At 60.5% G+C, this 21,486-nt stretch carries 17 protein-coding genes and 2 tRNA genes; 18 read left to right on the top strand and 1 reads right to left on the bottom strand.

Annotated features, from left to right (window positions below):
- Window positions 1-92 precede the first annotated feature (92 nt).
- The 7 genes from dnaK (at window position 93) to SB765_RS20715 (ending at window position 9,851) form a co-directional block, all read left to right on the top strand.
- Complete coding sequence (gene dnaK, locus SB765_RS20745) at window positions 93-2,018, top strand: molecular chaperone DnaK (protein WP_410931838.1); 1,926 nt, start codon at window positions 93-95, stop codon at window positions 2,016-2,018.
- Window positions 2,019-2,214: 196 nt separating this feature from the next.
- Window positions 2,215-3,339: a molecular chaperone DnaJ gene (dnaJ, locus tag SB765_RS20740; protein WP_410931837.1), complete on the top strand. Its 1,125-nt coding sequence runs from the start codon at window positions 2,215-2,217 to the stop codon at window positions 3,337-3,339.
- A gap of 13 nt (window positions 3,340-3,352) precedes the next feature.
- Window positions 3,353-4,156 (top strand): 4-hydroxy-tetrahydrodipicolinate reductase, encoded by an 804-nt coding sequence (dapB, locus tag SB765_RS20735; protein WP_410931836.1) that lies wholly within the window; start codon window positions 3,353-3,355, stop codon window positions 4,154-4,156.
- A 325-nt stretch (window positions 4,157-4,481) separates the two neighbouring features.
- Window positions 4,482-5,618, top strand: coding sequence for a glutamine-hydrolyzing carbamoyl-phosphate synthase small subunit (carA, locus tag SB765_RS20730; protein WP_016501647.1), 1,137 nt, complete (start codon window positions 4,482-4,484; stop codon window positions 5,616-5,618).
- Window positions 5,619-5,723: 105 nt separating this feature from the next.
- On the top strand, window positions 5,724-8,945 hold the full coding sequence (carB, locus tag SB765_RS20725; protein WP_016501646.1) for a carbamoyl-phosphate synthase large subunit: 3,222 nt from the start codon (window positions 5,724-5,726) through the stop codon (window positions 8,943-8,945).
- On the top strand, window positions 8,942-9,424 hold the full coding sequence (greA, locus tag SB765_RS20720) for a transcription elongation factor GreA (protein WP_016501645.1): 483 nt from the start codon (window positions 8,942-8,944) through the stop codon (window positions 9,422-9,424). Before carB ends, greA begins: the two co-directional genes overlap by 4 nt.
- Window positions 9,402-9,851, top strand: coding sequence for a hypothetical protein (locus SB765_RS20715; protein ID WP_012053750.1), 450 nt, complete (start codon window positions 9,402-9,404; stop codon window positions 9,849-9,851). Before greA ends, SB765_RS20715 begins: the two co-directional genes overlap by 23 nt.
- Before the next feature lie 12 nt (window positions 9,852-9,863).
- On the opposite strand, the gene SB765_RS20710 is transcribed toward SB765_RS20715, so the two are convergent.
- Complete coding sequence (locus SB765_RS20710; protein WP_341796825.1) at window positions 9,864-10,172, bottom strand: YhbY family RNA-binding protein; 309 nt, start codon at window positions 10,170-10,172, stop codon at window positions 9,864-9,866.
- Between the two features lie 102 nt (window positions 10,173-10,274).
- On the opposite strand from SB765_RS20710, the gene rlmE reads away from it, so the two are divergent.
- The 11 genes from rlmE (at window position 10,275) to infB (ending at window position 21,420) form a co-directional block, all read left to right on the top strand.
- Window positions 10,275-10,901, top strand: coding sequence for a 23S rRNA (uridine(2552)-2'-O)-methyltransferase RlmE (gene rlmE / locus SB765_RS20705; RefSeq protein ID WP_041167880.1), 627 nt, complete (start codon window positions 10,275-10,277; stop codon window positions 10,899-10,901).
- A gap of 202 nt (window positions 10,902-11,103) precedes the next feature.
- The gene (ftsH, locus tag SB765_RS20700; protein WP_410931835.1) at window positions 11,104-13,008 is read left to right on the top strand and encodes an ATP-dependent zinc metalloprotease FtsH; all 1,905 of its coding nucleotides are present in this window, start codon (window positions 11,104-11,106) and stop codon (window positions 13,006-13,008) included.
- Between the two features lie 8 nt (window positions 13,009-13,016).
- A complete protein-coding gene (folP, locus tag SB765_RS20695; RefSeq protein WP_341796824.1) occupies window positions 13,017-13,868 on the top strand; it encodes a dihydropteroate synthase in 852 nt (283 codons plus the stop codon).
- Between the two features lie 16 nt (window positions 13,869-13,884).
- Entirely contained in the window at window positions 13,885-15,225 is a 1,341-nt protein-coding gene (gene glmM / locus SB765_RS20690; protein ID WP_341796823.1) for a phosphoglucosamine mutase, read from the top strand.
- A gap of 65 nt (window positions 15,226-15,290) precedes the next feature.
- On the top strand, window positions 15,291-16,046 hold the full coding sequence (tpiA, locus tag SB765_RS20685) for a triose-phosphate isomerase (protein ID WP_341796822.1): 756 nt from the start codon (window positions 15,291-15,293) through the stop codon (window positions 16,044-16,046).
- 4 nt (window positions 16,047-16,050) lie between these two features.
- Entirely contained in the window at window positions 16,051-16,449 is a 399-nt protein-coding gene (gene secG / locus SB765_RS20680; RefSeq protein WP_341796821.1) for a preprotein translocase subunit SecG, read from the top strand.
- A 21-nt stretch (window positions 16,450-16,470) separates the two neighbouring features.
- Window positions 16,471-16,556: transfer RNA gene (locus SB765_RS20675), tRNA-Leu, on the top strand.
- A gap of 101 nt (window positions 16,557-16,657) precedes the next feature.
- Window positions 16,658-16,734: transfer RNA gene (locus SB765_RS20670), tRNA-Met, on the top strand.
- Window positions 16,735-16,864: 130 nt separating this feature from the next.
- The gene (rimP, locus tag SB765_RS20665) at window positions 16,865-17,323 is read left to right on the top strand and encodes a ribosome maturation factor RimP (protein ID WP_033702568.1); all 459 of its coding nucleotides are present in this window, start codon (window positions 16,865-16,867) and stop codon (window positions 17,321-17,323) included.
- A 59-nt stretch (window positions 17,324-17,382) separates the two neighbouring features.
- The gene (gene nusA, locus SB765_RS20660) at window positions 17,383-18,864 is read left to right on the top strand and encodes a transcription termination factor NusA (protein ID WP_016489167.1); all 1,482 of its coding nucleotides are present in this window, start codon (window positions 17,383-17,385) and stop codon (window positions 18,862-18,864) included.
- 27 nt (window positions 18,865-18,891) lie between these two features.
- On the top strand, window positions 18,892-21,420 hold the full coding sequence (gene infB / locus SB765_RS20655) for a translation initiation factor IF-2 (protein ID WP_016501636.1): 2,529 nt from the start codon (window positions 18,892-18,894) through the stop codon (window positions 21,418-21,420).
- Window positions 21,421-21,486 lie beyond the last annotated feature (66 nt).

Raw genomic sequence — 21,486 nt, 5'->3', positions numbered from 1 at the left:
GGGCAACCCCATCTAGGTGTCAAGCCTTCAAGTATTACCGCAGTTGGCCAAAGTAGTCGCTGCTACCAAATTCAAGTTTCGGGAGAGTTAACATGGGTAAAATCATCGGTATCGACCTGGGGACCACCAACTCGTGCGTCTCCATTCTGGAAAACGGTAACGTCAAAGTCATCGAAAACGCCGAAGGTGCGCGTACCACCCCTTCGATCGTGGCCTACGCCAACGATGGCGAAATCCTGGTGGGTCAGTCGGCCAAGCGCCAGGCTGTGACCAACCCGCACAACACCCTGTTCGCAGTGAAGCGCCTGATTGGCCGCCGCTTCGAAGAAGACGTTGTGCAAAAAGACATCAAGCTGGTGCCGTACAAGATCGTCAAGGCGAACAACGGTGACGCCTGGGTCGAGGCTGCTGGCAAGGAAATGGCTCCGCCGCAAATCAGCGCCGAAGTCCTGAAGAAAATGAAAAAGACTGCCGAAGACTACCTCGGCGAGCCAGTCACCGAAGCGGTCATCACCGTTCCGGCCTACTTCAACGACAGCCAGCGTCAGGCCACCAAAGACGCCGGCCGCATCGCTGGCCTGGACGTAAAACGCATCATCAACGAGCCGACCGCCGCTGCACTGGCTTATGGCATGGACAAGGCCAAGGGCGACCACACTGTCATCGTTTATGACCTGGGTGGTGGTACCTTCGACGTTTCGGTCATCGAAATCGCCGAAGTCGACGGTGAGCACCAGTTCGAAGTACTGGCTACCAACGGCGACACCTTCCTGGGTGGCGAAGACTTCGACATGCGCCTGATCGACTACCTCGTCGACGAGTTCAAGAAAGAGTCGGGCATGGACCTGAAGAACGATCCTCTGGCCCTGCAGCGCCTGAAAGAAGCCGCAGAAAAAGCCAAGATCGAGCTGTCTTCCGCTCAGTCGACCGACGTCAACCTGCCGTACATCACTGCAGATGCCACCGGTCCTAAGCACCTGAACGTGAAGATCTCCCGCGCCAAGCTGGAGTCGCTGGTCGAAGACCTGGTCAAGCGTACCATCGAGCCTTGCCGCATCGCCCTGAAAGACGCCGGCATCGACGCCAGCAAGATCGACGACGTGATCCTGGTCGGCGGTCAGACCCGTATGCCGCTGGTGCAGAAAGAAGTTGCCGACTTCTTCGGTAAAGAAGCACGCAAGGACGTCAACCCGGACGAAGCAGTTGCCATGGGCGCTGCCATCCAGGGCGCTGTACTGGCCGGTGACGTGAAAGACGTACTGCTGCTGGACGTCAGCCCGCTGACCCTGGGTATCGAAACCATGGGCGGCGTGATGACCGCGCTGATCGAGAAGAACACCACCATCCCGACCAAGAAGTCGCAGGTGTTCTCGACTGCCGATGACAACCAGGGCGCCGTGACCATCCACGTACTGCAGGGTGAGCGCAAGCAGGCTGCGCAGAACAAGTCGCTGGGCAAGTTCGACCTGGCTGACATTCCGCCAGCACCACGTGGCGTTCCACAGATCGAAGTAACCTTCGACATCGACGCCAACGGCATCCTGCACGTAGGCGCGAAAGACAAGGCTACCGGCAAGACTCAGTCGATCGTGATCAAGGCCAACTCCGGCCTGTCGGACGAAGAGATCGAGCGCATGGTGCGTGACGCCGAGGCTAACGCCGAGGAAGACCGCAAGTTCGAAGAGCTGGCCGCTGCCCGTAACCAGGGTGATGCGCTGGTTCACTCGACCCGCAAGATGGTTGCTGACGCGGGTGACAAGGTCACCGCTGAAGAGAAAACTGCCATCGAGGCTGCCGTTGTTGCCCTGGAAACCGCTGTCAAAGGCGATGACAAGGCTGCAATCGATGCCAAGGTCGAGGAGCTGTCCAAGGTCTCTGCCCCGGTTGCCCAGAAGATGTACGCCGAGCAGTCGGCCGAACAGCCTCAGAGTGGCGCGCAGCAGGCCGAGCCGGAAGCCAAGCACGATGACGTGGTTGACGCCGAGTTCGAAGAAGTGAAAGACAACAACAAGCAGTAATCCCTGCATGTTGTCGGCCAGCCCACCGCCGTTTGGCGGTGAGCTGGTAGGATGTCGCCGCGCGGGGGCTTGCTCCCGCGTTGGCGTATCTGGAATTCGAGAATTTTTACAGCATCTGTCAGCCAACTTTGGTGGCGCAGGCAGGTGCTGATGGCGCGGCGCAGATGCCAGACGCCCAACAAGGTGCAAATGACCTATGTCCAAGCGTGATTATTATGAGGTACTGGGTGTCGAGCGCGGCGCCAGCGAGTCTGACCTCAAAAAGGCCTATCGCCGCCTGGCGATGAAATACCACCCGGACCGCAACCCGGGTGACAAAGAGTCGGAAGACATGTTCAAGGAGGCCAACGAGGCCTACGAAGTGCTGTCTGATGCCAGCAAGCGCGCGGCGTTCGACCAGTACGGCCATGCGGGTGTCGACCCGAGCATGGGCGGTGGTGGTGCCGGCTTCGGTGGCGCCAACTTCTCCGACATCTTCGGCGATGTATTCAGCGACTTCTTCGGTGGCGGCCGCGGTGGCGGACGTGGCGGTGCCCAGCGCGGCAGTGACCTGCGCTACACCCTGGAGCTGAACCTGGAAGAAGCGGTGCGTGGCGCCACGGTCAGCATCCGTGTTCCTACCCTGGTCAATTGCCAGCCTTGCGACGGTTCCGGTGCCAAGAAGGGTTCGACCCCGTCGACCTGCCCGACGTGCGGGGGCATCGGTCAGGTGCGCATGCAGCAAGGCTTCTTCTCGGTGCAGCAAACCTGCCCGCGCTGCCATGGCCAGGGCAAGATCATTACCGACCCGTGCACCTCGTGCCACGGCGAAGGCCGTGTCGAAGAATACAAGACGTTGTCGGTCAAGGTGCCGGCAGGTGTCGATACCGGCGACCGCATCCGCCTGTCGGGCGAGGGCGAGGCCGGTACCCATGGTGGCCCGACTGGCGACCTGTACGTGGTGATCAGTGTGCGTGAGCACGAGATCTTCCAGCGCGACGGCAAGCACCTGTACTGCGAAGTGCCCATCAGCTACACCGATGCCGCCCTGGGTGGTGAGCTGGAAGTGCCGACCCTTGATGGTCGCGTGAAGCTGAAAATTCCGGAAGGCACCCAGACTGGCAAGCAGTTCCGCCTGCGTGGCAAGGGTGTGGCGCCGGTGCGCGGTGGTGGTGCGGGTGACCTGCTGTGCCGTGTGGCGGTGGAAACCCCGGTCAACCTCAGCCGCCGTCAGCGCGAGCTGCTCGAAGAGCTGCGTGACTCGCTGGAAGGCGACAGTTCCCACTCGCCCAAGGCCAGTGGCTGGTTCGATGGCGTGAAGCGCTTCTTCGGCGATCTCTGACAAGGAAAAGGCTATGCGACGTATTGCAGTGATGGGCGCGGCAGGGCGGATGGGCAAGACCCTGATCGAGGCTGTGCAGCAAACCCCGGGTGCCGGCCTGACGGCAGCGATCGATCGCCCTGACAGCTCGCTGGTCGGGGCGGACGCCGGTGAATTGGCGGCCCTCGGCCGGATCGGTGTGCTGCTGTCCGATGACCTGGTCAAGGTTGCCGACGAGTTCGACGTGCTGATCGATTTCACGCACCCTTCGGTCACCCTCAAGAACCTGGCGTTCTGCCGCAAGCACGGCAAGGCGATGATCATCGGTACTACGGGCTTCTCTGTTGAAGAGAAGCAGTTGCTGGCCGAGGCGGGCAAGGACATTCCAATCGTGTTTGCCGCCAACTTCAGTGTCGGCGTCAACCTCAGCCTCAAGCTGCTGGATATGGCGGCGCGGGTGCTGGGTGATGATGTTGATATCGAGATCATCGAGGCGCACCACCGGCACAAGGTCGATGCGCCGTCGGGTACTGCGCTGCGCATGGGTGAAGTGGTTGCCAATGCGCTGGGCCGGGACCTGCAGGAAGTGGCCGTGTATGGCCGCGAAGGGCAGACCGGTGCGCGTGATCGCAAGACCATTGGTTTCGCGACTGTGCGTGCCGGTGATGTGGTGGGTGATCACACTGTATTGTTCGCTGCCGAAGGCGAGCGTCTGGAAATCACTCACAAGGCCTCCAGCCGCATGACCTTCGCCAAGGGCGCCGTGCGTGCGGCGCTGTGGCTGGATGGGCGCGAGCCTGGCCTTTACGACATGCAGGATGTGCTCGAGCTGCGCTGAGCCGTTCGAGTGGTGTTGGCTTCTTCGCGGGCTTGCCCGCTCCCACAGGTATTGCGCCGGTCTTGGCGCCTGGTGGTTCTGTGGGAGCGGGCGAGCCCGCGAAGAAGCCACCGCCGATGTCAGTCTGTCGCATTGATGTGTTTTAGAGACACATATGCGGTAGACCGAAAACGCACTTTTCTGTAAGCTACAGCTTTAGTGTGTCCACTAAAAGCGCGCAGCGAATTGAATTCAGCACATGAAAGCGGGGTGACGTGTCCATACGTCACTCCGCTTTTTTGCAACCTGCGATCGCCCTTTCATGCTTGATTTACGGGAGGTCTTCTTGACAAAGCCAGCCATACTCGCCCTTGCCGACGGCAGTATTTTTCGCGGTGAAGCCATTGGTGCCGACGGTCAGACCGTTGGTGAGGTGGTATTCAACACCGCTATGACCGGCTACCAGGAAATCCTTACAGACCCTTCCTATGCGCAGCAAATCGTTACCCTGACCTACCCGCACATCGGTAACACCGGTACTACGCCGGAAGATGCCGAGTCGAACCGCGTCTGGTCCGCTGGCCTGGTCATCCGTGACCTGCCGCTGCTGGCCAGCAACTGGCGTAACACCCAGTCGCTGCCTGAATACCTCAAGGCCAACAACGTCGTTGCCATCGCTGGCATCGACACCCGTCGCCTGACCCGTATCCTGCGTGAAAAGGGTGCCCAGAACGGTTGCATCCTCGCCGGTGACAACATCAGCGAAGAAGCCGCCATCGCCGCTGCCCGTGGTTTCCCGGGCCTGAAGGGCATGGACCTGGCCAAGGTCGTTTCCACCAAAGAGCGCTACGAGTGGCGCTCCAGCGTGTGGGAGCTGAAAACCGACAGCCACCCGACCATCGAAGCTGCCGACCTGCCTTACCACGTGGTCGCCTTCGACTACGGCGTCAAGCTGAACATCCTGCGCATGCTGGTTGCCCGTGGCTGCCGCGTGACCGTGGTGCCGGCCCAGACCCCGGCCAGCGAAGTGCTGGCACTCAACCCGGACGGCGTGTTCCTGTCCAACGGCCCTGGTGACCCTGAGCCGTGCGACTACGCCATCCAGGCGATCAAGGAAATCCTCGAAACCGAGATTCCTGTATTCGGCATCTGCCTCGGCCACCAGCTGCTGGCCCTGGCCTCCGGCGCCAAGACCGTGAAAATGGGCCACGGTCACCACGGTGCCAACCACCCGGTCCAGGACCTGGACAGCGGTGTGGTCATGATCACCAGCCAGAACCACGGTTTTGCTGTTGACGAAGCTACCCTGCCGGGCAACGTTCGCGCCATCCACAAGTCGCTGTTCGACGGCACCCTGCAGGGTATCGAGCGCACCGACAAGAGCGCGTTCAGCTTCCAGGGCCACCCTGAAGCGAGCCCTGGCCCGACCGACGTCGCGCCACTGTTCGATCGTTTCACCGATGCCATGGCCAAGCGCCGCTGAGCATCCTGCTTCAAGGCCCCGGGCTGGCTCGCGCCGCGCCCGGAAGCGCCTGACCCAGATTGTTCTAAGCGGCTTGCCGACTGACCCCGGATTTGAGTGACCACCATGCCAAAACGTACAGACATCAAAAGCATCCTGATTCTCGGTGCCGGCCCGATCGTGATCGGCCAGGCCTGTGAATTCGACTACTCCGGCGCCCAGGCCTGCAAGGCCCTGCGCGAGGAAGGTTTCCGCGTCATCCTGGTGAACTCCAACCCAGCCACCATCATGACCGACCCGGCCATGGCCGATGCCACCTACATCGAGCCGATCAAGTGGCAGTCGGTGGCCAAGATCATCGAGAAAGAGCGCCCGGACGCCGTTTTGCCGACCATGGGTGGCCAGACCGCACTGAACTGCGCCCTGGACCTGGAGCGCCACGGCGTTCTGGAGAAGTTCGGCGTAGAGATGATCGGTGCCAACGCCGACACCATCGACAAGGCTGAAGACCGCTCGCGCTTCGACAAGGCCATGAAAGACATCGGCCTGGAATGCCCGCGCTCGGGTATCGCCCACAGCATGGAAGAGGCCAATGCGGTCCTCGAAAAGCTCGGCTTCCCGTGCATCATCCGCCCATCGTTCACCATGGGTGGCACCGGCGGTGGTATCGCTTACAACCGTGAAGAATTCGAAGAAATCTGCACCCGTGGTCTGGACCTGTCGCCGACCAAAGAGCTGCTGATCGACGAATCGCTGATCGGCTGGAAAGAGTACGAGATGGAAGTGGTCCGCGACAAAAAGGACAACTGCATCATCGTCTGCTCGATCGAAAACTTCGACCCGATGGGCGTGCACACCGGTGACTCGATCACCGTTGCTCCCGCGCAGACCCTGACCGACAAGGAATACCAGATCATGCGCAACGCCTCGCTGGCGGTGCTGCGTGAAATCGGTGTTGAAACCGGCGGTTCCAACGTGCAGTTCGGTATCTGCCCGGACACCGGTCGTATGGTCGTCATCGAGATGAACCCGCGCGTATCGCGTTCGTCCGCCCTGGCTTCCAAGGCCACCGGCTTCCCGATCGCCAAGATCGCCGCCAAGCTGGCCATTGGCTACACCCTCGACGAGCTGCAGAACGACATCACCGGCGGCCGCACCCCGGCTTCCTTCGAGCCGTCGATCGACTACGTCGTCACCAAGCTGCCGCGCTTCGCCTTCGAGAAATTCCCGAAAGCCGACGCCCGCCTGACCACCCAGATGAAATCCGTGGGTGAAGTCATGGCCATCGGCCGTACCTTCCAGGAATCCCTGCAGAAAGCCCTGCGCGGCCTGGAAGTCGGTGCCTGCGGTCTGGACCCGAAAGTGGACCTGGCCAGCCCTGAAGCTGCCGGCATCCTCAAGCGCGAGCTGACCGTGCCGGGCGCCGAGCGTATCTGGTACGTCGCTGATGCCATGCGTTCGGGCATGACCTGCGAAGAAATCTTTGCACTCACCGGCATCGACATGTGGTTCCTGGTGCAGATGGAAGATCTGATCAAGGAAGAAGAGAAGGTCAAGACCCTGGCCCTGTCGTCCATCGACAAGAGCCTGATGCTGCGCCTCAAGCGCAAAGGTTTCTCGGACCAGCGCCTGGCCGTGCTGCTGGGTATCACCGACAAGAACCTGCGCCGTCACCGCCACAAGCTGGAAGTGTTCCCGGTGTACAAGCGCGTCGACACCTGCGCCGCCGAGTTCGCCACCGACACCGCCTACCTGTACTCCACCTACGAGGAAGAGTGCGAGGCGAACCCGTCGACCCGCGACAAGATCATGATCCTGGGTGGCGGCCCGAACCGTATCGGCCAAGGTATCGAGTTCGACTACTGCTGCGTACACGCCGCCCTGGCGCTGCGTGAAGACGGTTACGAGACCATCATGGTCAACTGCAACCCGGAAACCGTCTCCACCGACTACGACACCTCCGACCGCCTGTACTTCGAGCCGCTGACGCTGGAAGACGTCTTGGAAGTGTGCCGCGTCGAGAAGCCGAAAGGCGTGATCGTCCATTACGGCGGCCAGACCCCGCTGAAACTGGCCCGTGCCCTGGAAGAAGCCGGCGTACCGATCATCGGTACCAGCCCGGATGCTATCGACCGCGCCGAAGACCGTGAGCGCTTCCAGCAGATGGTTCAGCGCCTGAACCTGCTGCAGCCGCCAAACGCCACCGTGCGCAGCGAAGAAGAAGCCATCCGCGCTGCTGGCGGCATCGGCTACCCGCTGGTGGTGCGCCCGTCGTACGTACTGGGCGGCCGCGCCATGGAAATCGTCTACGAACTGGACGAGCTCAAACGCTACCTGCGTGAAGCGGTACAAGTGTCGAACGACAGCCCGGTACTGCTCGACCACTTCCTCAACTGCGCCATCGAGATGGACGTGGATGCGGTGTGCGATGGCACTGACGTTGTGATCGGCGCCATCATGCAGCACATCGAACAGGCCGGCGTTCACTCCGGCGACTCGGCGTGCTCGCTGCCACCTTACTCGCTGAGCAAGGAAGTGCAGGACGAAGTCCGCGTACAGGTCACCAAAATGGCCCTGGAGCTGGGCGTTGTCGGCCTGATGAACGTGCAGCTGGCCCTGCAAGGCGACAAGATCTACGTGATCGAAGTCAACCCGCGCGCCTCGCGTACCGTGCCGTTCGTGTCCAAGTGCATCGGCACTTCCCTGGCCATGATCGCCGCCCGCGTGATGGCCGGTAAAACCCTGAAAGAGCTGGGCTTCACCCAGGAAATCATCCCGAACTTCTATAGCGTCAAGGAAGCCGTCTTCCCGTTTGCCAAGTTCCCGGGGGTTGACCCGATCCTCGGCCCTGAGATGAAATCGACCGGTGAAGTCATGGGTGTCGGTGACACCTTCGGTGAAGCGTTCGCCAAAGCCCAGATGGGTGCCAGCGAAGTGCTGCCGACCGGTGGTACCGCGTTCATCAGCGTGCGTGACGACGACAAGCCACAAGTGGCTGGCGTTGCCCGCGACCTGATCGCCCTGGGCTTCGAAGTGGTTGCAACTGCTGGCACCGCCAAGGTTATCGAGGCGGCTGGCCTGAAAGTGCGCCGTGTGAACAAGGTGACCGAAGGTCGCCCGCACGTGGTCGACATGATCAAGAACGACGAAGTGTCGCTGATCATCAACACCACCGAGGGCCGTCAGTCGATTGCCGATTCCTATTCGATTCGTCGCAATGCGCTGCAGCACAAGATTTACTGCACCACCACCATTGCGGCCGGTGAAGCCATCTGCGAGGCGCTGAAATTTGGTCCTGAAAAGACCGTTCGTCGCCTGCAAGATCTGCATGCAGGACTGAAAGCATGAGCATTACCAAGTACCCGATGACCGTCCAGGGCGCTCGCGCCCTGGAAGAGGAGCACCTGTTCCTGAGCAAGACAGAGCGCCCGCGTTTGAGCCAGGCGATCGGTGAAGCGCGCGAACTGGGCGACCTCAAGGAGAACGCCGAATACCATGCCGCCCGCGAAGAGCAGGGCATGGTCGAGGCGCGTATCCGCGATATCGAAGGCCGTCTGCAGAACTCGGTCGTGATCGACGTGACCACCATTGCCCATACCGGCAAGGTCATCTTCGGCACCACCGTAGAGCTGGCCAACACCGAAACCGACGAGCGGGTGAAGTACCAGATCGTTGGCGAGGACGAAGCCAACATCAAGCTCGGCAAGCTTTCGGCAAGCGCGCCGATTGCCCGTGCCATTATCGGCAAGGAAGAAGGCGACATCGTCGTCATCAAGACGCCAAGCGGCACGGTCGAGTACGAGATTGTCGAAGTCCAGCACATCTGACCGGCGCCTGCGGGCGCCATCCCTTGAGGGGATCCTCTGGCAACTGGCCCAGGTTTTCTGGGTTGGTGGCCTGTGGGTGTTCCATGTAGGGCTGGTGCCTGCGCTCAAGGTCAGTGGTCTGGCGCCGCTGCTTGTGCAGGACATCGCCGGGCAGATCGACCGCTGGTTGATCGGCGTGGCGTTGCTTGGCTTGTTGACCCAGCTGGCAGTGCTGGCAAGGGTGGACGGCCTGGCGGCCTGGTGGCGGCAGTTCCGTGGCCAGATGCTGTTGCTCGGCTTCGGTGCCTGCGTGGGGTATTACACCTTGCGCTACGGTATTTCCGTGGGCGAGCGCTGGCAGATGTTCTGCTTCCTGGTGCTGGGCTTTTCCGGCATCGTGCTGGTGGCCCAGCCGGTACCGGTCAGGGCGCGTTCGCCGCGCCACTGACCGGAGCCACCGTTACTTGAAGCGGTGGATATTGGACAGCTGCTTGTTCGGCTGTGGGTTCTTGCGGTAGATCAGCGCTTTCTTGCCGATGGTCTGCACCAGCTCGGCACGGCCGGCCTTGCACAGCTCGGCAATGGTGGCAGCACGCTCTTCGCGGTCTTCCGAGCGAATTTCGACCTTGATCAGCTCATGGTCGACCAGTGCGCGCTCCAGCTCGCCGATTACGCCTTCATTCAGACCGTTCCCGGCAACGATCAGGACCGGCTTCAGGTCATGACCAATGGACTTGTATTGCTTCTTCTGCTCGTTATTGAGCGGCATAATCTGACCCTTTCCGTCTGATTCTGTAAAATTGACCGGCATTTTACCCGAGGGCCACCGGCTCCGCCCAGTCAATCACGACGCATATCATCGAGGTGCCCCGTGGTACAACGTTCCAAAAGCAGCGCAAACTGGCTGCGAGAGCATTTTAACGACCCTTTTGTGAAGCAGGCGCAGAAGGATGGCTACCGCTCGCGTGCGAGCTACAAACTGCTGGAGATCCAGGAAAAGGACCGCCTGATCCGTCCTGGCATGAGTGTAATCGACCTTGGCGCGGCCCCTGGCGGCTGGTCGCAGGTGACCAGTCGTCTGATTGGTGGTCAGGGCCGGTTGATCGCTTCCGACATCCTGGAAATGGACTCGATCCCCGACGTGACCTTCATCCAGGGTGACTTCACCGAGGATGCAGTGCTGCAGCAGATCCTCGCGGCGGTCGGTGATTCGCACGTAGACCTTGTGATTTCAGACATGGCCCCCAATATGAGTGGTACGCCCGAAGTGGACATGCCGCGCGCCATGTTCCTCTGCGAGCTGGCCCTGGATCTGGCAACCCGCGTGTTGAAGCCTGGCGGTGACTTCCTGATCAAGATTTTCCAGGGCGAAGGTTTCGATATGTACCTGAAGGATGTGCGCACCAAGTTCGACAAGGTGCAAATGCGCAAGCCGTCCTCTTCGCGGGACCGTTCCCGTGAGCAGTACCTGTTGGGCAAAGGTTTCAAAGGTGTTTGAAAAGCGTGCTGCGGGTGGTCGATAGTTATTTCCAATCGGCCCTCCCGTCTGGATCGTCCGAACTTCGTGTAGTCTAGCTTTCACAAAGGGTTACAGACGGTGCCTGCGGCTGCGTAGGTAATGTAGTAAGTTAGGGCGATGAATATCATGCGAGGCACGGCTGCGTCGTGCGCCGGCCTCAGAGGGTAGCGAATTGAACGACATGGCAAAGAATCTGATCCTGTGGTTGATCATCGCAGCTGTCCTGGTGACAGTGATGAACAACTTCTCCAGCCCTAACGAGCCGCAGACCCTCAACTATTCCGACTTCATCCAGCAGGTCAAGGATGGCAAGGTCGAGCGTGTGACCGTCGACGGCTACATCATTACCGGCAAGCGCGCCGACGGCGACAATTTCAAGACCGTGCGCCCGGCCATTACCGACAATGGCCTTATCGGTGACCTGGTCGACAACCACGTGGTTGTAGAAGGCAAGCAGCCTGAACAGCAGAGCATCTGGACGCAGTTGCTGGTCGCCAGCTTCCCGATCCTGGTGATCATTGCCGTGTTCATGTTCTTCATGCGCCAGATGCAAGGCGGTGCGGGTGGCAAGGGCGGGCCGATGAGTTTCGGCAAGAGCAAGGCGCGCCTGCTGTCCGAAGACCAGGTCAAAACCACATTGGCCGACGTTGCAGGTTGCGACGAAGCCAAGGAAGAAGTGGGCGAGCTGGTCGAGTTCCTGCGCGATCCGGGCAAGTTCCAGCGCCTGGGTGGCCGTATCCCGCGCGGTGTGCTGATGGTAGGCCCGCCCGGTACCGGTAAGACCCTGCTGGCCAAGGCCATTGCGGGCGAGGCGAAAGTACCGTTCTTCACCATTTCCGGTTCGGACTTCGTGGAAATGTTCGTCGGTGTCGGTGCCAGCCGTGTGCGCGACATGTTCGAACAGGCCAAGAAGCACGCCCCGTGCATCATCTTCATCGACGAGATCGACGCCGTTGGTCGCCACCGTGGCGCCGGCATGGGTGGTGGTCACGACGAGCGTGAGCAAACCCTCAACCAGTTGCTGGTAGAGATGGACGGCTTCGAAATGAACGATGGCATCATCGTCATCGCCGCCACCAACCGTCCCGACGTGCTCGACCCGGCACTGCTGCGTCCTGGCCGTTTCGACCGCCAGGTGGTGGTGGGCCTGCCAGACATCCGCGGTCGCGAACAGATCCTCAAGGTGCACATGCGCAAGGTGCCGATTGGCGAAAGCGTCAACCCGGCGGTCATTGCCCGTGGTACCCCTGGCTTCTCCGGTGCCGACTTGGCCAACCTGGTCAACGAGGCTTCGCTGTTTGCCGCGCGTTCCAACAAGCGCGTGGTCGAAATGAAAGAGTTCGAGCTGGCCAAGGACAAGATCATGATGGGCGCCGAGCGCAAGACCATGGTCATGTCCGAGAAAGAAAAGCGCAACACTGCCTACCACGAGGCGGGTCATGCCATCGTTGGTCGCCTGGTGCCTGAGCACGACCCGGTCTACAAGGTTTCGATCATTCCGCGCGGTCGCGCCCTGGGCGTGACCATGTTCCTGCCGGAAGAAGACCGCTACAGCCTGTCCAAGCGTGCACTGATCAGCCAGATCTGCTCGTTGTACGGCGGCCGTATCGCCGAAGAGATGACCCTGGGCTTCGACGGCGTCACCACGGGTGCCTCCAACGACATCATGCGGGCCAGCCAGATCGCTCGCAACATGGTCACCAAGTGGGGCTTGTCGGAAAAACTCGGCCCGCTGATGTACGCAGAAGAAGAGGGTGAAGTGTTCCTCGGCCGCAGCGCGGGCAGCCAGCACGCCAGTGTGTCCGGCGAGACTGCCAAGCTGATCGACTCCGAAGTACGCAGCATCATCGACCAGTGCTACGCCACTGCCAAGCAGCTGCTGATCGAGAATCGCGACAAGCTCGAAGCGATGACCGAAGCGCTGATGAAGTATGAGACCATTGATGCCGATCAGATCGATGACATCATGGCTGGCCGTACGCCACGCGAACCGCGTGACTGGGACGACGACAAGCATTCGGGCACCCCTGCTGCCCAGGATGATCGCCCTGAATCGCCAATTGGCGGTCCGGCAGCTCAACACTAAGGGCGTCTATGAGCTCAGTGCAGTACCCGACCCGGTTGCCTTGCGGCAACCGGGTTCTTGATTTGTCGCGTACCCATGTCATGGGTATTCTCAATATCACCCCCGATTCCTTCTCCGATGGTGGGCGCTTCAGTCAGCGCGACGAGGCCCTGCGCCATGCCGAAGCGATGGCTGCCGCCGGCGCCACGCTGATCGACATCGGTGGTGAGTCCACGCGCCCCGGTGCGCGGGCGGTATCCGTGACCGAGGAGCTGGAGCGTGTGGCGCCGATGGTCGAGGCTATCAACAGCCGCCTGGACGTCGTCATTTCGGTCGATACTTCGACGCCTGCCGTCATGCGTGAATCGGCGCGCCTCGGTGCCGGGCTGATCAATGACGTCCGTGGCCTGGAGCGTGATGGCGCCCTGGATGCCGCTGCGGATACCGGGCTCCCGGTGTGCCTCATGCACATGCGCGGCGAGCCGGGTAACATGCAGGACGACCCGCATTACGATGATGTGGCCGCCGACGTTACGCGTTATCTTGAACAGCGGATGGCCGCCTGCGCTGCAGCGGGCATCGATGCGAACAGAATCATCCTTGACCCAGGCTTTGGTTTCGCCAAGACACTGGCGCACAACCTTAGCCTGTTCAAGCACATGGAAGCGCTCTATCGCCTTGGGCGCCCGCTGCTGGTGGGCGTTTCACGAAAGAGCATGATCGGCCTGACGCTGGATCGTCCGGTCGGCGAGCGGTTGTACGGCAGCCTTGCGCTGGCGGCGTTGGCCATGACCAAGGGGGCGAGCATCCTTCGTGTCCATGACGTGGCCGAAACTGTCGATGTGGTGCGCATGATCGCTGCGGTACAAAACGCCGAATAAGAACATTGGAGTCCCTATGAGCAGAAAATACTTTGGTACCGACGGCATTCGTGGCCGCGTCGGCGAATTCCCGATCACGCCTGACTTCATGCTGAAGCTTGGCTGGGCGGCCGGCATGGCCTTCCGTAAGCAGGGCCATTGCCGCGTGCTGGTGGGCAAGGACACGCGTATCTCCGGCTACATGTTCGAGTCCGCACTCGAAGCCGGTCTGGCCGCAGCAGGTGCCGACGTCATGCTGCTGGGGCCAATGCCTACACCGGCCATCGCCTACCTGACTCGCACCTTCCATGCCCAGGCGGGCATTGTCATCAGTGCTTCGCACAACCCGCACGAAGACAACGGCATCAAGTTTTTCTCGGGCCAGGGCACCAAGCTGCCGGACGAAGTAGAGCTGATGATCGAAGAGTTGCTCGACCAGCCGATGACCGTTGTCGACTCGAGCAAGCTGGGCAAGGTCTCTCGCATCAACGATGCTGCTGGCCGCTACATCGAATTCTGCAAGAGCAGCGTGCCTAGCAGCACCAGTTTCGATGGCCTGAAGCTTGTGGTCGACTGTGCCCATGGTGCCACCTACAAGGTTGCGCCAAGCGTGTTCCGCGAGCTGGGTGCTGACGTGACCGTGCTGCATGCCCAGCCGGACGGCCTGAACATCAACGAAGGTTGCGGCTCGACCCACATCGAATCGCTGCAGGCCGCTGTGCTGGTTGGCCATGCCGACCTCGGCATTGCCTTCGACGGTGACGGTGATCGCGTGTTGATGGTCGACCACACTGGCGCCATCGTCGACGGCGACGAGCTGCTGTTCATCATTGCCCGCGACCTGCACGACCGTGGCAAGCTGCAGGGCGGGGTAGTGGGTACGTTGATGAGCAACCTGGGCCTGGAGCTTGCGCTGAAGGACCTGGATATCCCGTTCGTGCGGGCCAAGGTCGGCGACCGTTACGTCATGGCCGAACTGCTGGAGCGCGAGTGGCTGGTCGGGGGGGAAAACTCTGGCCACGTCGTGTGCTGCAACCACACCACCACCGGTGACGCGATCATTGCCGCGCTGCAGGTGCTGATGGCGCTCAAGCGCCGTGGTGAAACCCTGGCGCAGGCTCGTCAGGCCCTGCGCAAGTGCCCGCAGGTGCTGATCAACGTGCGCTTCGGCGCGAGCAAGGTCGACCCGCTGGAGCACCCGGCAGTCAAGGAGGCCAGTGCCAATGTGACCGAAGCCTTGGCTGGTCGCGGTCGTGTTCTGTTGCGCAAGTCCGGTACCGAGCCGTTGGTGCGGGTCATGGTCGAGGGCGAAGACGAAAGCCAGGTGCGGACGCACGCTGAAGCGTTGGCCAGACTGGTCGGCGAAGTTTGTGTCTGAAGGCGCTTGCCAGCGCAGATCTGGTTGGGTAAGATCTGCGCCCACTTTGACCGACGAGGTAAAGCATGCGTCGCCCTATGGTAGCTGGTAACTGGAAGATGCACGGTACCCGCGCTAGCGTCGCTGAGCTGACCGAAGGCTTGAGCAATCTCGCCTTGCCGAGCGGAGTGGAAGTCGCGGTGTTTCCACCGGCTTTGTTCATCAATCAGGTGATTGATGGCCTGGCAGGTAAAGAAATAACTGTCGGCGCACAGAATTCTGCTGTACAACCCGAACAGGGTGCGCTGACCGGGGAAGTTGCTCCGGAACAGCTGGTTGAAGCAGGTTGCAAGTTGGTGTTGGTGGGTCACTCGGAGCGTCGCCAGATCATTGGTGAAACCGACGAAGTGCTCAATCGCAAGTTTGCAGCGGCCCAGGCCAAAGGTTTGAAGCCAGTGCTTTGCATCGGGGAAACCCTTGAAGAGCGCGAGGCAGGCAAAACGCTTGAAGTTGTCGGGCGTCAACTAAGCAGTATCATCGAAGCATTCGGTGTTCAGGCTTTTGCCAATGCAGTAATTGCCTATGAGCCTGTATGGGCCATCGGCACCGGCCTGACGGCCACGCCACAGCAGGCCCAGGATGTGCACGCCGCCATCCGCGGCCAGCTGGCGGCAGAAGATGCTGAAGTAGCTGCGAAGGTGCAGTTGCTCTACGGCGGCAGCGTGAAGGCGGCCAATGCGGCCGAACTGTTCGGCATGCCGGATATCGATGGGGGTCTCATTGGTGGGGCTTCCCTGAACGCAGACGAATTCGGTGCAATTTGTCGCGCCGCAGGAAACTGAACAAATGCTGGAAACAGTCATCGTTGTTTTTCATCTGTTGGCAGCGCTGTCGCTTGTAGTGCTGGTACTGTTGCAACAGGGTAAGGGTGCTGAAGCAGGTGCATCTTTCGGCGCGGGTGCTTCAAATACCGTGTTCGGGAGCCAGGGCTCTGCAACGTTCCTAAGTAAATTCACTGCTATACTCGCTGCCACTTTCTTTTTGACAGCACTTGGGTTAGGATACTTCGCGAAGCAACAAGCTCACCAGCTTAGCCAAGCAGGTCTTCCAGATCCAGCAGTGCTAGAAGTGAAAGAGCAGCAGAAGCCGGCAGTTAATGATGATGTACCGGTGCTCCAACAGCAGAAGAGCGAAACCCCCAATAATACGGGTGATGTACCTCCTCCGGCTCAAGAGCAGAAGTAACGGGTTTCAAGTAGTAGTATTGCCGAGGTGGTGGAATTGGTAGACACGCAACCTTGAGGTGGTTGTGCCCATAGGGTGTAGGGGTTCGAGTCCCCTTCTCGGTACCATATTGAAGCTTGAGAGCCCGCTTTAGCGGGCTTTCTTGTAGGTGAAGGTTTGGATTTGACCCTCAATGGGGTTCGGTCTTATACTTTCGCCCCAGCTTTGTCGCGGGGTGGAGCAGCTTGGTAGCTCGTCGGGCTCATAACCCGAAGGTCGTTGGTTCAAATCCAGCCCCCGCAACCAGCTTCAGCGGAGCCCCTTTTCAGGGGCTTTTTGCTAACCGAACAGTTTTCGGCGTCGTTGTCCAACGGCGCTTTCAGGGATGGGCGCTTCGCCCATTTTTCATTTGCACAGCATGCACGAGGGGGTTCAGGTGTCGAGCAAGCTAGAACAGTTGCAGGCCTTGTTGGCCCCGGTGGTCACGGGGCTGGGCTTCGAATGCTGGGGGATTGAATTCGTCTCCCAAGGCAAGCATTCGGTACTACGTGTCTACATCGACAAGGAAGGCGGGATTCTGGTGGACGACTGCGCAGAAGTCAGCCGTCAGGTCAGCAGCGTTCTCGATGTGGAAGATCCGATCAGCTCTGAATATACCCTAGAGGTTTCTTCTCCTGGCATGGAACGCCCGCTGTTCACGCTTGAACAGTTTGCCTCGCATGCCGGCGAACAAGTGAAGATCAAGCTGCGCTCACCCTTCGAGGGTCGTCGTAACTTCCAGGGCCTTCTCCGCGGTGTGGAGGAGCAGGATGTGGTGGTCCAGGTGGACGATCAAGAGTTCCTGTTGCCGATCGACTCGATCGACAAGGCCAATATTATTCCCAGTTTTGACTGAGACGTGCCGGGCCCGGCGGACTATCCGGGCCCAATGGCTTGCGCAAGGCGAGGCGTACGATGAGCAAAGAAGTACTGCTGGTTGTTGAATCGGTATCCAACGAAAAAGGTGTACCGCCCGGCGTCATTTTCGAAGCGCTGGAAGTGGCCCTGGCCACTGCGACCAAAAAACGTTTTGAAGATGAAGTCGATCTGCGTGTGGAAATCAATCGTCACACCGGTAGCTACGAGACCTTCCGTCGCTGGACCGTGGTCGATGAAGCCGATCTTGATGATCCGGCGATCGAAACCTGGCTGGACAAGATCAAGGACACTCATCCGGAAGCCAAGATTGGTGACGTGATCGAGGAGAAGATCGAGTCCATCGAGTTCGGTCGTATCGCCGCCCAGACCGCCAAGCAGGTCATCGTACAGAAGGTCCGTGAGGCCGAGCGTGCCCAGGTGGTCGATGCTTACCGCGAACGCGTAGGCGAGATCATTTCCGGTACCGTTAAAAAGGTTACCCGCGACAACGTCATCGTTGACCTGGGTAACAACGCCGAGGCCTTGCTGGCCCGGGAAGATATTATTCCGCGCGAAACCTTCCGTGTGGGTGTGCGCCTGCGTGCACTGCTCAAGGAAATTCGCACTGAAAACCGTGGTCCTCAGCTGATCCTGTCGCGCACTGCGCCACAGATGCTGATCGAGCTTTTCCGCATTGAAGTGCCGGAAATTGCCGAGGGCCTCATTGAAGTCATGGCTGCCTCCCGTGATCCGGGTTCGCGAGCCAAGATCGCCGTCCGCTCCAAGGACAAGCGCATCGACCCGCAAGGCGCCTGTATCGGCATGCGTGGTTCGCGCGTCCAAGCTGTATCCGGGGAGTTGGGTGGTGAGCGTGTGGATATCGTCCTGTGGGACGATAACCCGGCGCAGTTCGTCATCAACGCCATGTCGCCGGCTGAAGTCGCGGCGATCATCGTTGATGAAGATGCCCATGCCATGGACATCGCCGTCGCCGAGGATAACCTGGCCCAGGCCATTGGCCGTGGCGGTCAGAACGTTCGTCTTGCCAGTCAGTTGACCGGCTGGACCCTGAACGTGATGACCGAGAAGGACATTCAGGCCAAGCAGCAGGCCGAAACAGGTGACATCCTGCGCAATTTCATCGATGAACTGGAAGTCGACGAGGAGCTGGCCCAAGTGCTGGTCGACGAAGGCTTCACCAGCCTCGAAGAAATTGCCTACGTACCGTTGGAAGAAATGCTCAACATCGATGGCTTTGACGAAGATATCGTCAATGAGCTCCGCGCTCGAGCCAAGGACCGTTTGTTGACCAAGGCCATCGCTACCGAAGAAAAACTGGCAGACGCCCACCCGGCCGAAGACCTGCTCTCTCTTGAGGGTATGGACAAGGACCTGGCGGCTGAACTGGCGGTGCGCGGCGTGGTTAACCGCGAAGACCTGGCCGAGCAGTCGATCGACGATCTGCTCGACATCGACGGCATCGACGAAGAGCGTGCCGGCAAGTTGATCATGGCCGCCCGAGCCCATTGGTTCGAGTAATTAGGCGCGGCCTGAGGAGAGAAGTGCATGACGCAAGTCACGGTGAAAGAACTGGCCCAAGAGGTCGAGGCACCGGTAGAGCGCCTGCTGCAGCAGATGCGTGAGGCAGGTCTGCCGCACACCGACGCCGGTCAGGTAGTGACCGACAATGAGAAGCAGACCCTGCTGACTCATTTGAAAAGCAGCCACAAGAGCAAGGCGGAAGAGCCGCGCAAGATTACCTTGCAGCGCAAAACCACCAGCACCCTGCGTGTCGCCGGTAGCAAAAGCATTAGCGTAGAAGTACGCAAGAAGAAAGTATTCGTGCAGCGCAGCCCGGAAGAAGTCCAGGCTGAGCAGAAGCGTGAAGTGGAAGAGCGCCGCGCGGCTGAAAACGCCGTTCGTGACAAGGTTGATGCCGAAGTCCGCCAGCGCAACGAAGATCAGGCTCGCCGTCAGGCAGCCGACTCTGCTGTAGCCGCTCCTGCGCCTGCCGCCAAGCCAGAGCCGGCACCTGCCGCTGCCCCGGCTCCGGTAGTCGCCGACGCCCCGGCCTCCGAAGACGCTGCAGCCCGTGCTGCCGAGCGCAAGAAGGACGAGACCCGTCGCAACGAAAGCCGTACTCGCGATGACGATCGTCGTCGTGGCGAGGCGCCTCGTGTGTCGATCAAGGTCAAGGTCAAGGAAAAGGAAAAGGCGCCGACTCCGCGTGCTGCTCCGCGTACCACCGACGAAGAGAGCGATGGCGCTCGTCGCGGTCGTGGTGGCAAGGGCAAGCTGAAGAAGCGTAACCAGCATGGCTTCCAGAACCCGACCGGCCCCGTCATCCGTGACGTGACCATCGGCGAGACCATCACGGTCTCCGAACTGGCCAACCAGATGTCCGTCAAGGGCGCTGAAGTTGTCAAGTTCATGTTCAAGATGGGCACCCCGGTTACCATCAACCAGGTACTCGACCAGGAAACCGCTCAGCTGATCGCAGAAGAGCTGGGCCACAAGGTCACCCTGGTCAGCGACAGCGCCCTGGAAGACTCCCTGGCCGAATCGCTGAAATTCGAAGGCCAGTCCGAGTCGCGTGCGCCGGTGGTAACTGTCATGGGCCACGTTGACCATGGTAAGACCTCGCTGCTCGACTACATCCGTCGTGCCAAGGTTGCTGCTGGCGAAGCCGGTGGTATCACCCAGCACATCGGTGCCTACCACGTCGAAACCGACCGCGGCATGGTCACCTTCCTCGACACCCCGGGCCACGCAGCTTTCACTCAGATGCGTGCACGTGGTGCCAAGGCGACCGACATCGTCATCCTGGTGGTGGCGGCGGACGACGGCGTGATGCCGCAAACCCGCGAGGCCGTTCAGCATGCCAAGGCAGCTGGCGTTCCGCTGGTGGTCGCGGTGAACAAGATCGACAAGCCAGGTGCTGACCTCGATCGCATCCGTAACGAACTGTCCGTCGAAGGCGTGACCTCCGAGGAATGGGGTGGTGACACGCCGTTCGTCAAGGTTTCGGCGAAGATGGGTACCGGTGTCGACGAACTGCTCGAAGCCGTCCTGCTGCAGGCCGAGGTTCTCGAACTGACCGCTACGCCGACCGCCCCAGGCCGTGGTGTCGTGGTTGAATCGCGCCTCGACAAGGGCCGTGGTCCGGTTGCTACCATCCTGGTCCAGGACGGTACACTGCGTCAGGGCGACATGGTCCTGTGTGGCTCCAACTATGGCCGTGTTCGCGCCATGCTCGACGAGAACGGCAAGCCTGTGAAGGAAGCTGGCCCGTCGATCCCGGTCGAGATCCTCGGCCTGGATGGCACGCCGGAAGCCGGTGACGAGCTGTCGGTAGTGGCCGACGAGAAGAAAGCCCGCGAAGTTGCCCTGTTCCGTCAAGGCAAGTACCGCGAGGTCAAGCTGGCCCGTGCTCACGCCGGCAAGCTGGAAAACATCTTCGAGAACATGGGCCAGGCCGAGAAGAAAACCCTCAACATCGTTCTCAAGACCGATGTTCGCGGTTCGCTCGAGGCGCTCAACGGTTCGCTCGGCGCTCTGGGCAACGACGAAGTACAGGTCCGTGTGATCGGTGGCGGCGTCGGTGGTATCACCGAGAGCGACGCCAACCTGGCGCTGGCTTCGAATGCAGTACTGTTCGGCTTCAACGTGCGTGCCGATGCCGGCGCGCGCAAGATCGTCGAGCAGGAAGGTCTGGATATGCGTTACTACAACGTGATCTACGACATCATCGAAGACGTCAAAAAGGCCCTGACCGGCATGCTCGGCAGCGATGTTCGCGAGAACATCCTGGGTGTCGCCGAAGTACGTGACGTGTTCCGTTCGCCGAAGTTCGGCGCCATCGCTGGCTGTATGGTCATCGAGGGTACCGTGTACCGTAACCGTCCGATCCGCGTACTGCGCGAAGACGTGGTTATCTTCGAAGGCGAGCTGGAATCGCTGCGTCGCTTCAAGGACGACGCCGCCGAAGTGCGTAACGGCATGGAGTGCGGTATTGGCGTCAAGAGCTACAACGACGTCAAGGTCGGTGACAAGATCGAAGTGTTCGAGAAAGTCCAGGTGGCTCGTACCCTCTAAGGGCGAGCTAGCCGCAAACGCCCGCTACAGGGCGGTTTGCGGCACCTCTTCAGGTAGCGCCCGGTC

Origin of the sequence: Pseudomonas sp. SIMBA_067 (genome assembly GCF_046534675.1) — a bacterium.
GTDB lineage: Bacteria > Pseudomonadota > Gammaproteobacteria > Pseudomonadales > Pseudomonadaceae > Aquipseudomonas > Aquipseudomonas putida.
Note: the sequence above shows the minus strand (reverse complement) of the source record. Positions and strands in the feature narration are given on the sequence as shown.

Excerpts from the sequence above, each read along its gene's own strand:
- folP (WP_341796824.1), top strand. The coding sequence starts at position 13,017 with ATGAGCTCAGTGCAGTACCCGACCCGGTTGCCTTGCGGCAACCGGGTT.
- dnaK (WP_410931838.1), top strand. The coding sequence starts at position 93 with ATGGGTAAAATCATCGGTATCGACCTGGGGACCACCAACTCGTGCGTC.
- ftsH (WP_410931835.1), top strand. The coding sequence starts at position 11,104 with ATGGCAAAGAATCTGATCCTGTGGTTGATCATCGCAGCTGTCCTGGTG.
- secG (WP_341796821.1), top strand. The coding sequence starts at position 16,051 with ATGCTGGAAACAGTCATCGTTGTTTTTCATCTGTTGGCAGCGCTGTCG.
- greA (WP_016501645.1), top strand. The coding sequence starts at position 8,942 with ATGAGCATTACCAAGTACCCGATGACCGTCCAGGGCGCTCGCGCCCTG.
- dapB (WP_410931836.1), top strand. The coding sequence starts at position 3,353 with ATGCGACGTATTGCAGTGATGGGCGCGGCAGGGCGGATGGGCAAGACC.
- nusA (WP_016489167.1), top strand. The coding sequence starts at position 17,383 with ATGAGCAAAGAAGTACTGCTGGTTGTTGAATCGGTATCCAACGAAAAA.
- carB (WP_016501646.1), top strand. The coding sequence starts at position 5,724 with ATGCCAAAACGTACAGACATCAAAAGCATCCTGATTCTCGGTGCCGGC.
- SB765_RS20710 (WP_341796825.1), bottom strand. The coding sequence starts at position 10,172 with ATGCCGCTCAATAACGAGCAGAAGAAGCAATACAAGTCCATTGGTCAT.
- tpiA (WP_341796822.1), top strand. The coding sequence starts at position 15,291 with ATGCGTCGCCCTATGGTAGCTGGTAACTGGAAGATGCACGGTACCCGC.
- dnaJ (WP_410931837.1), top strand. The coding sequence starts at position 2,215 with ATGTCCAAGCGTGATTATTATGAGGTACTGGGTGTCGAGCGCGGCGCC.
- glmM (WP_341796823.1), top strand. The coding sequence starts at position 13,885 with ATGAGCAGAAAATACTTTGGTACCGACGGCATTCGTGGCCGCGTCGGC.
- infB (WP_016501636.1), top strand. The coding sequence starts at position 18,892 with ATGACGCAAGTCACGGTGAAAGAACTGGCCCAAGAGGTCGAGGCACCG.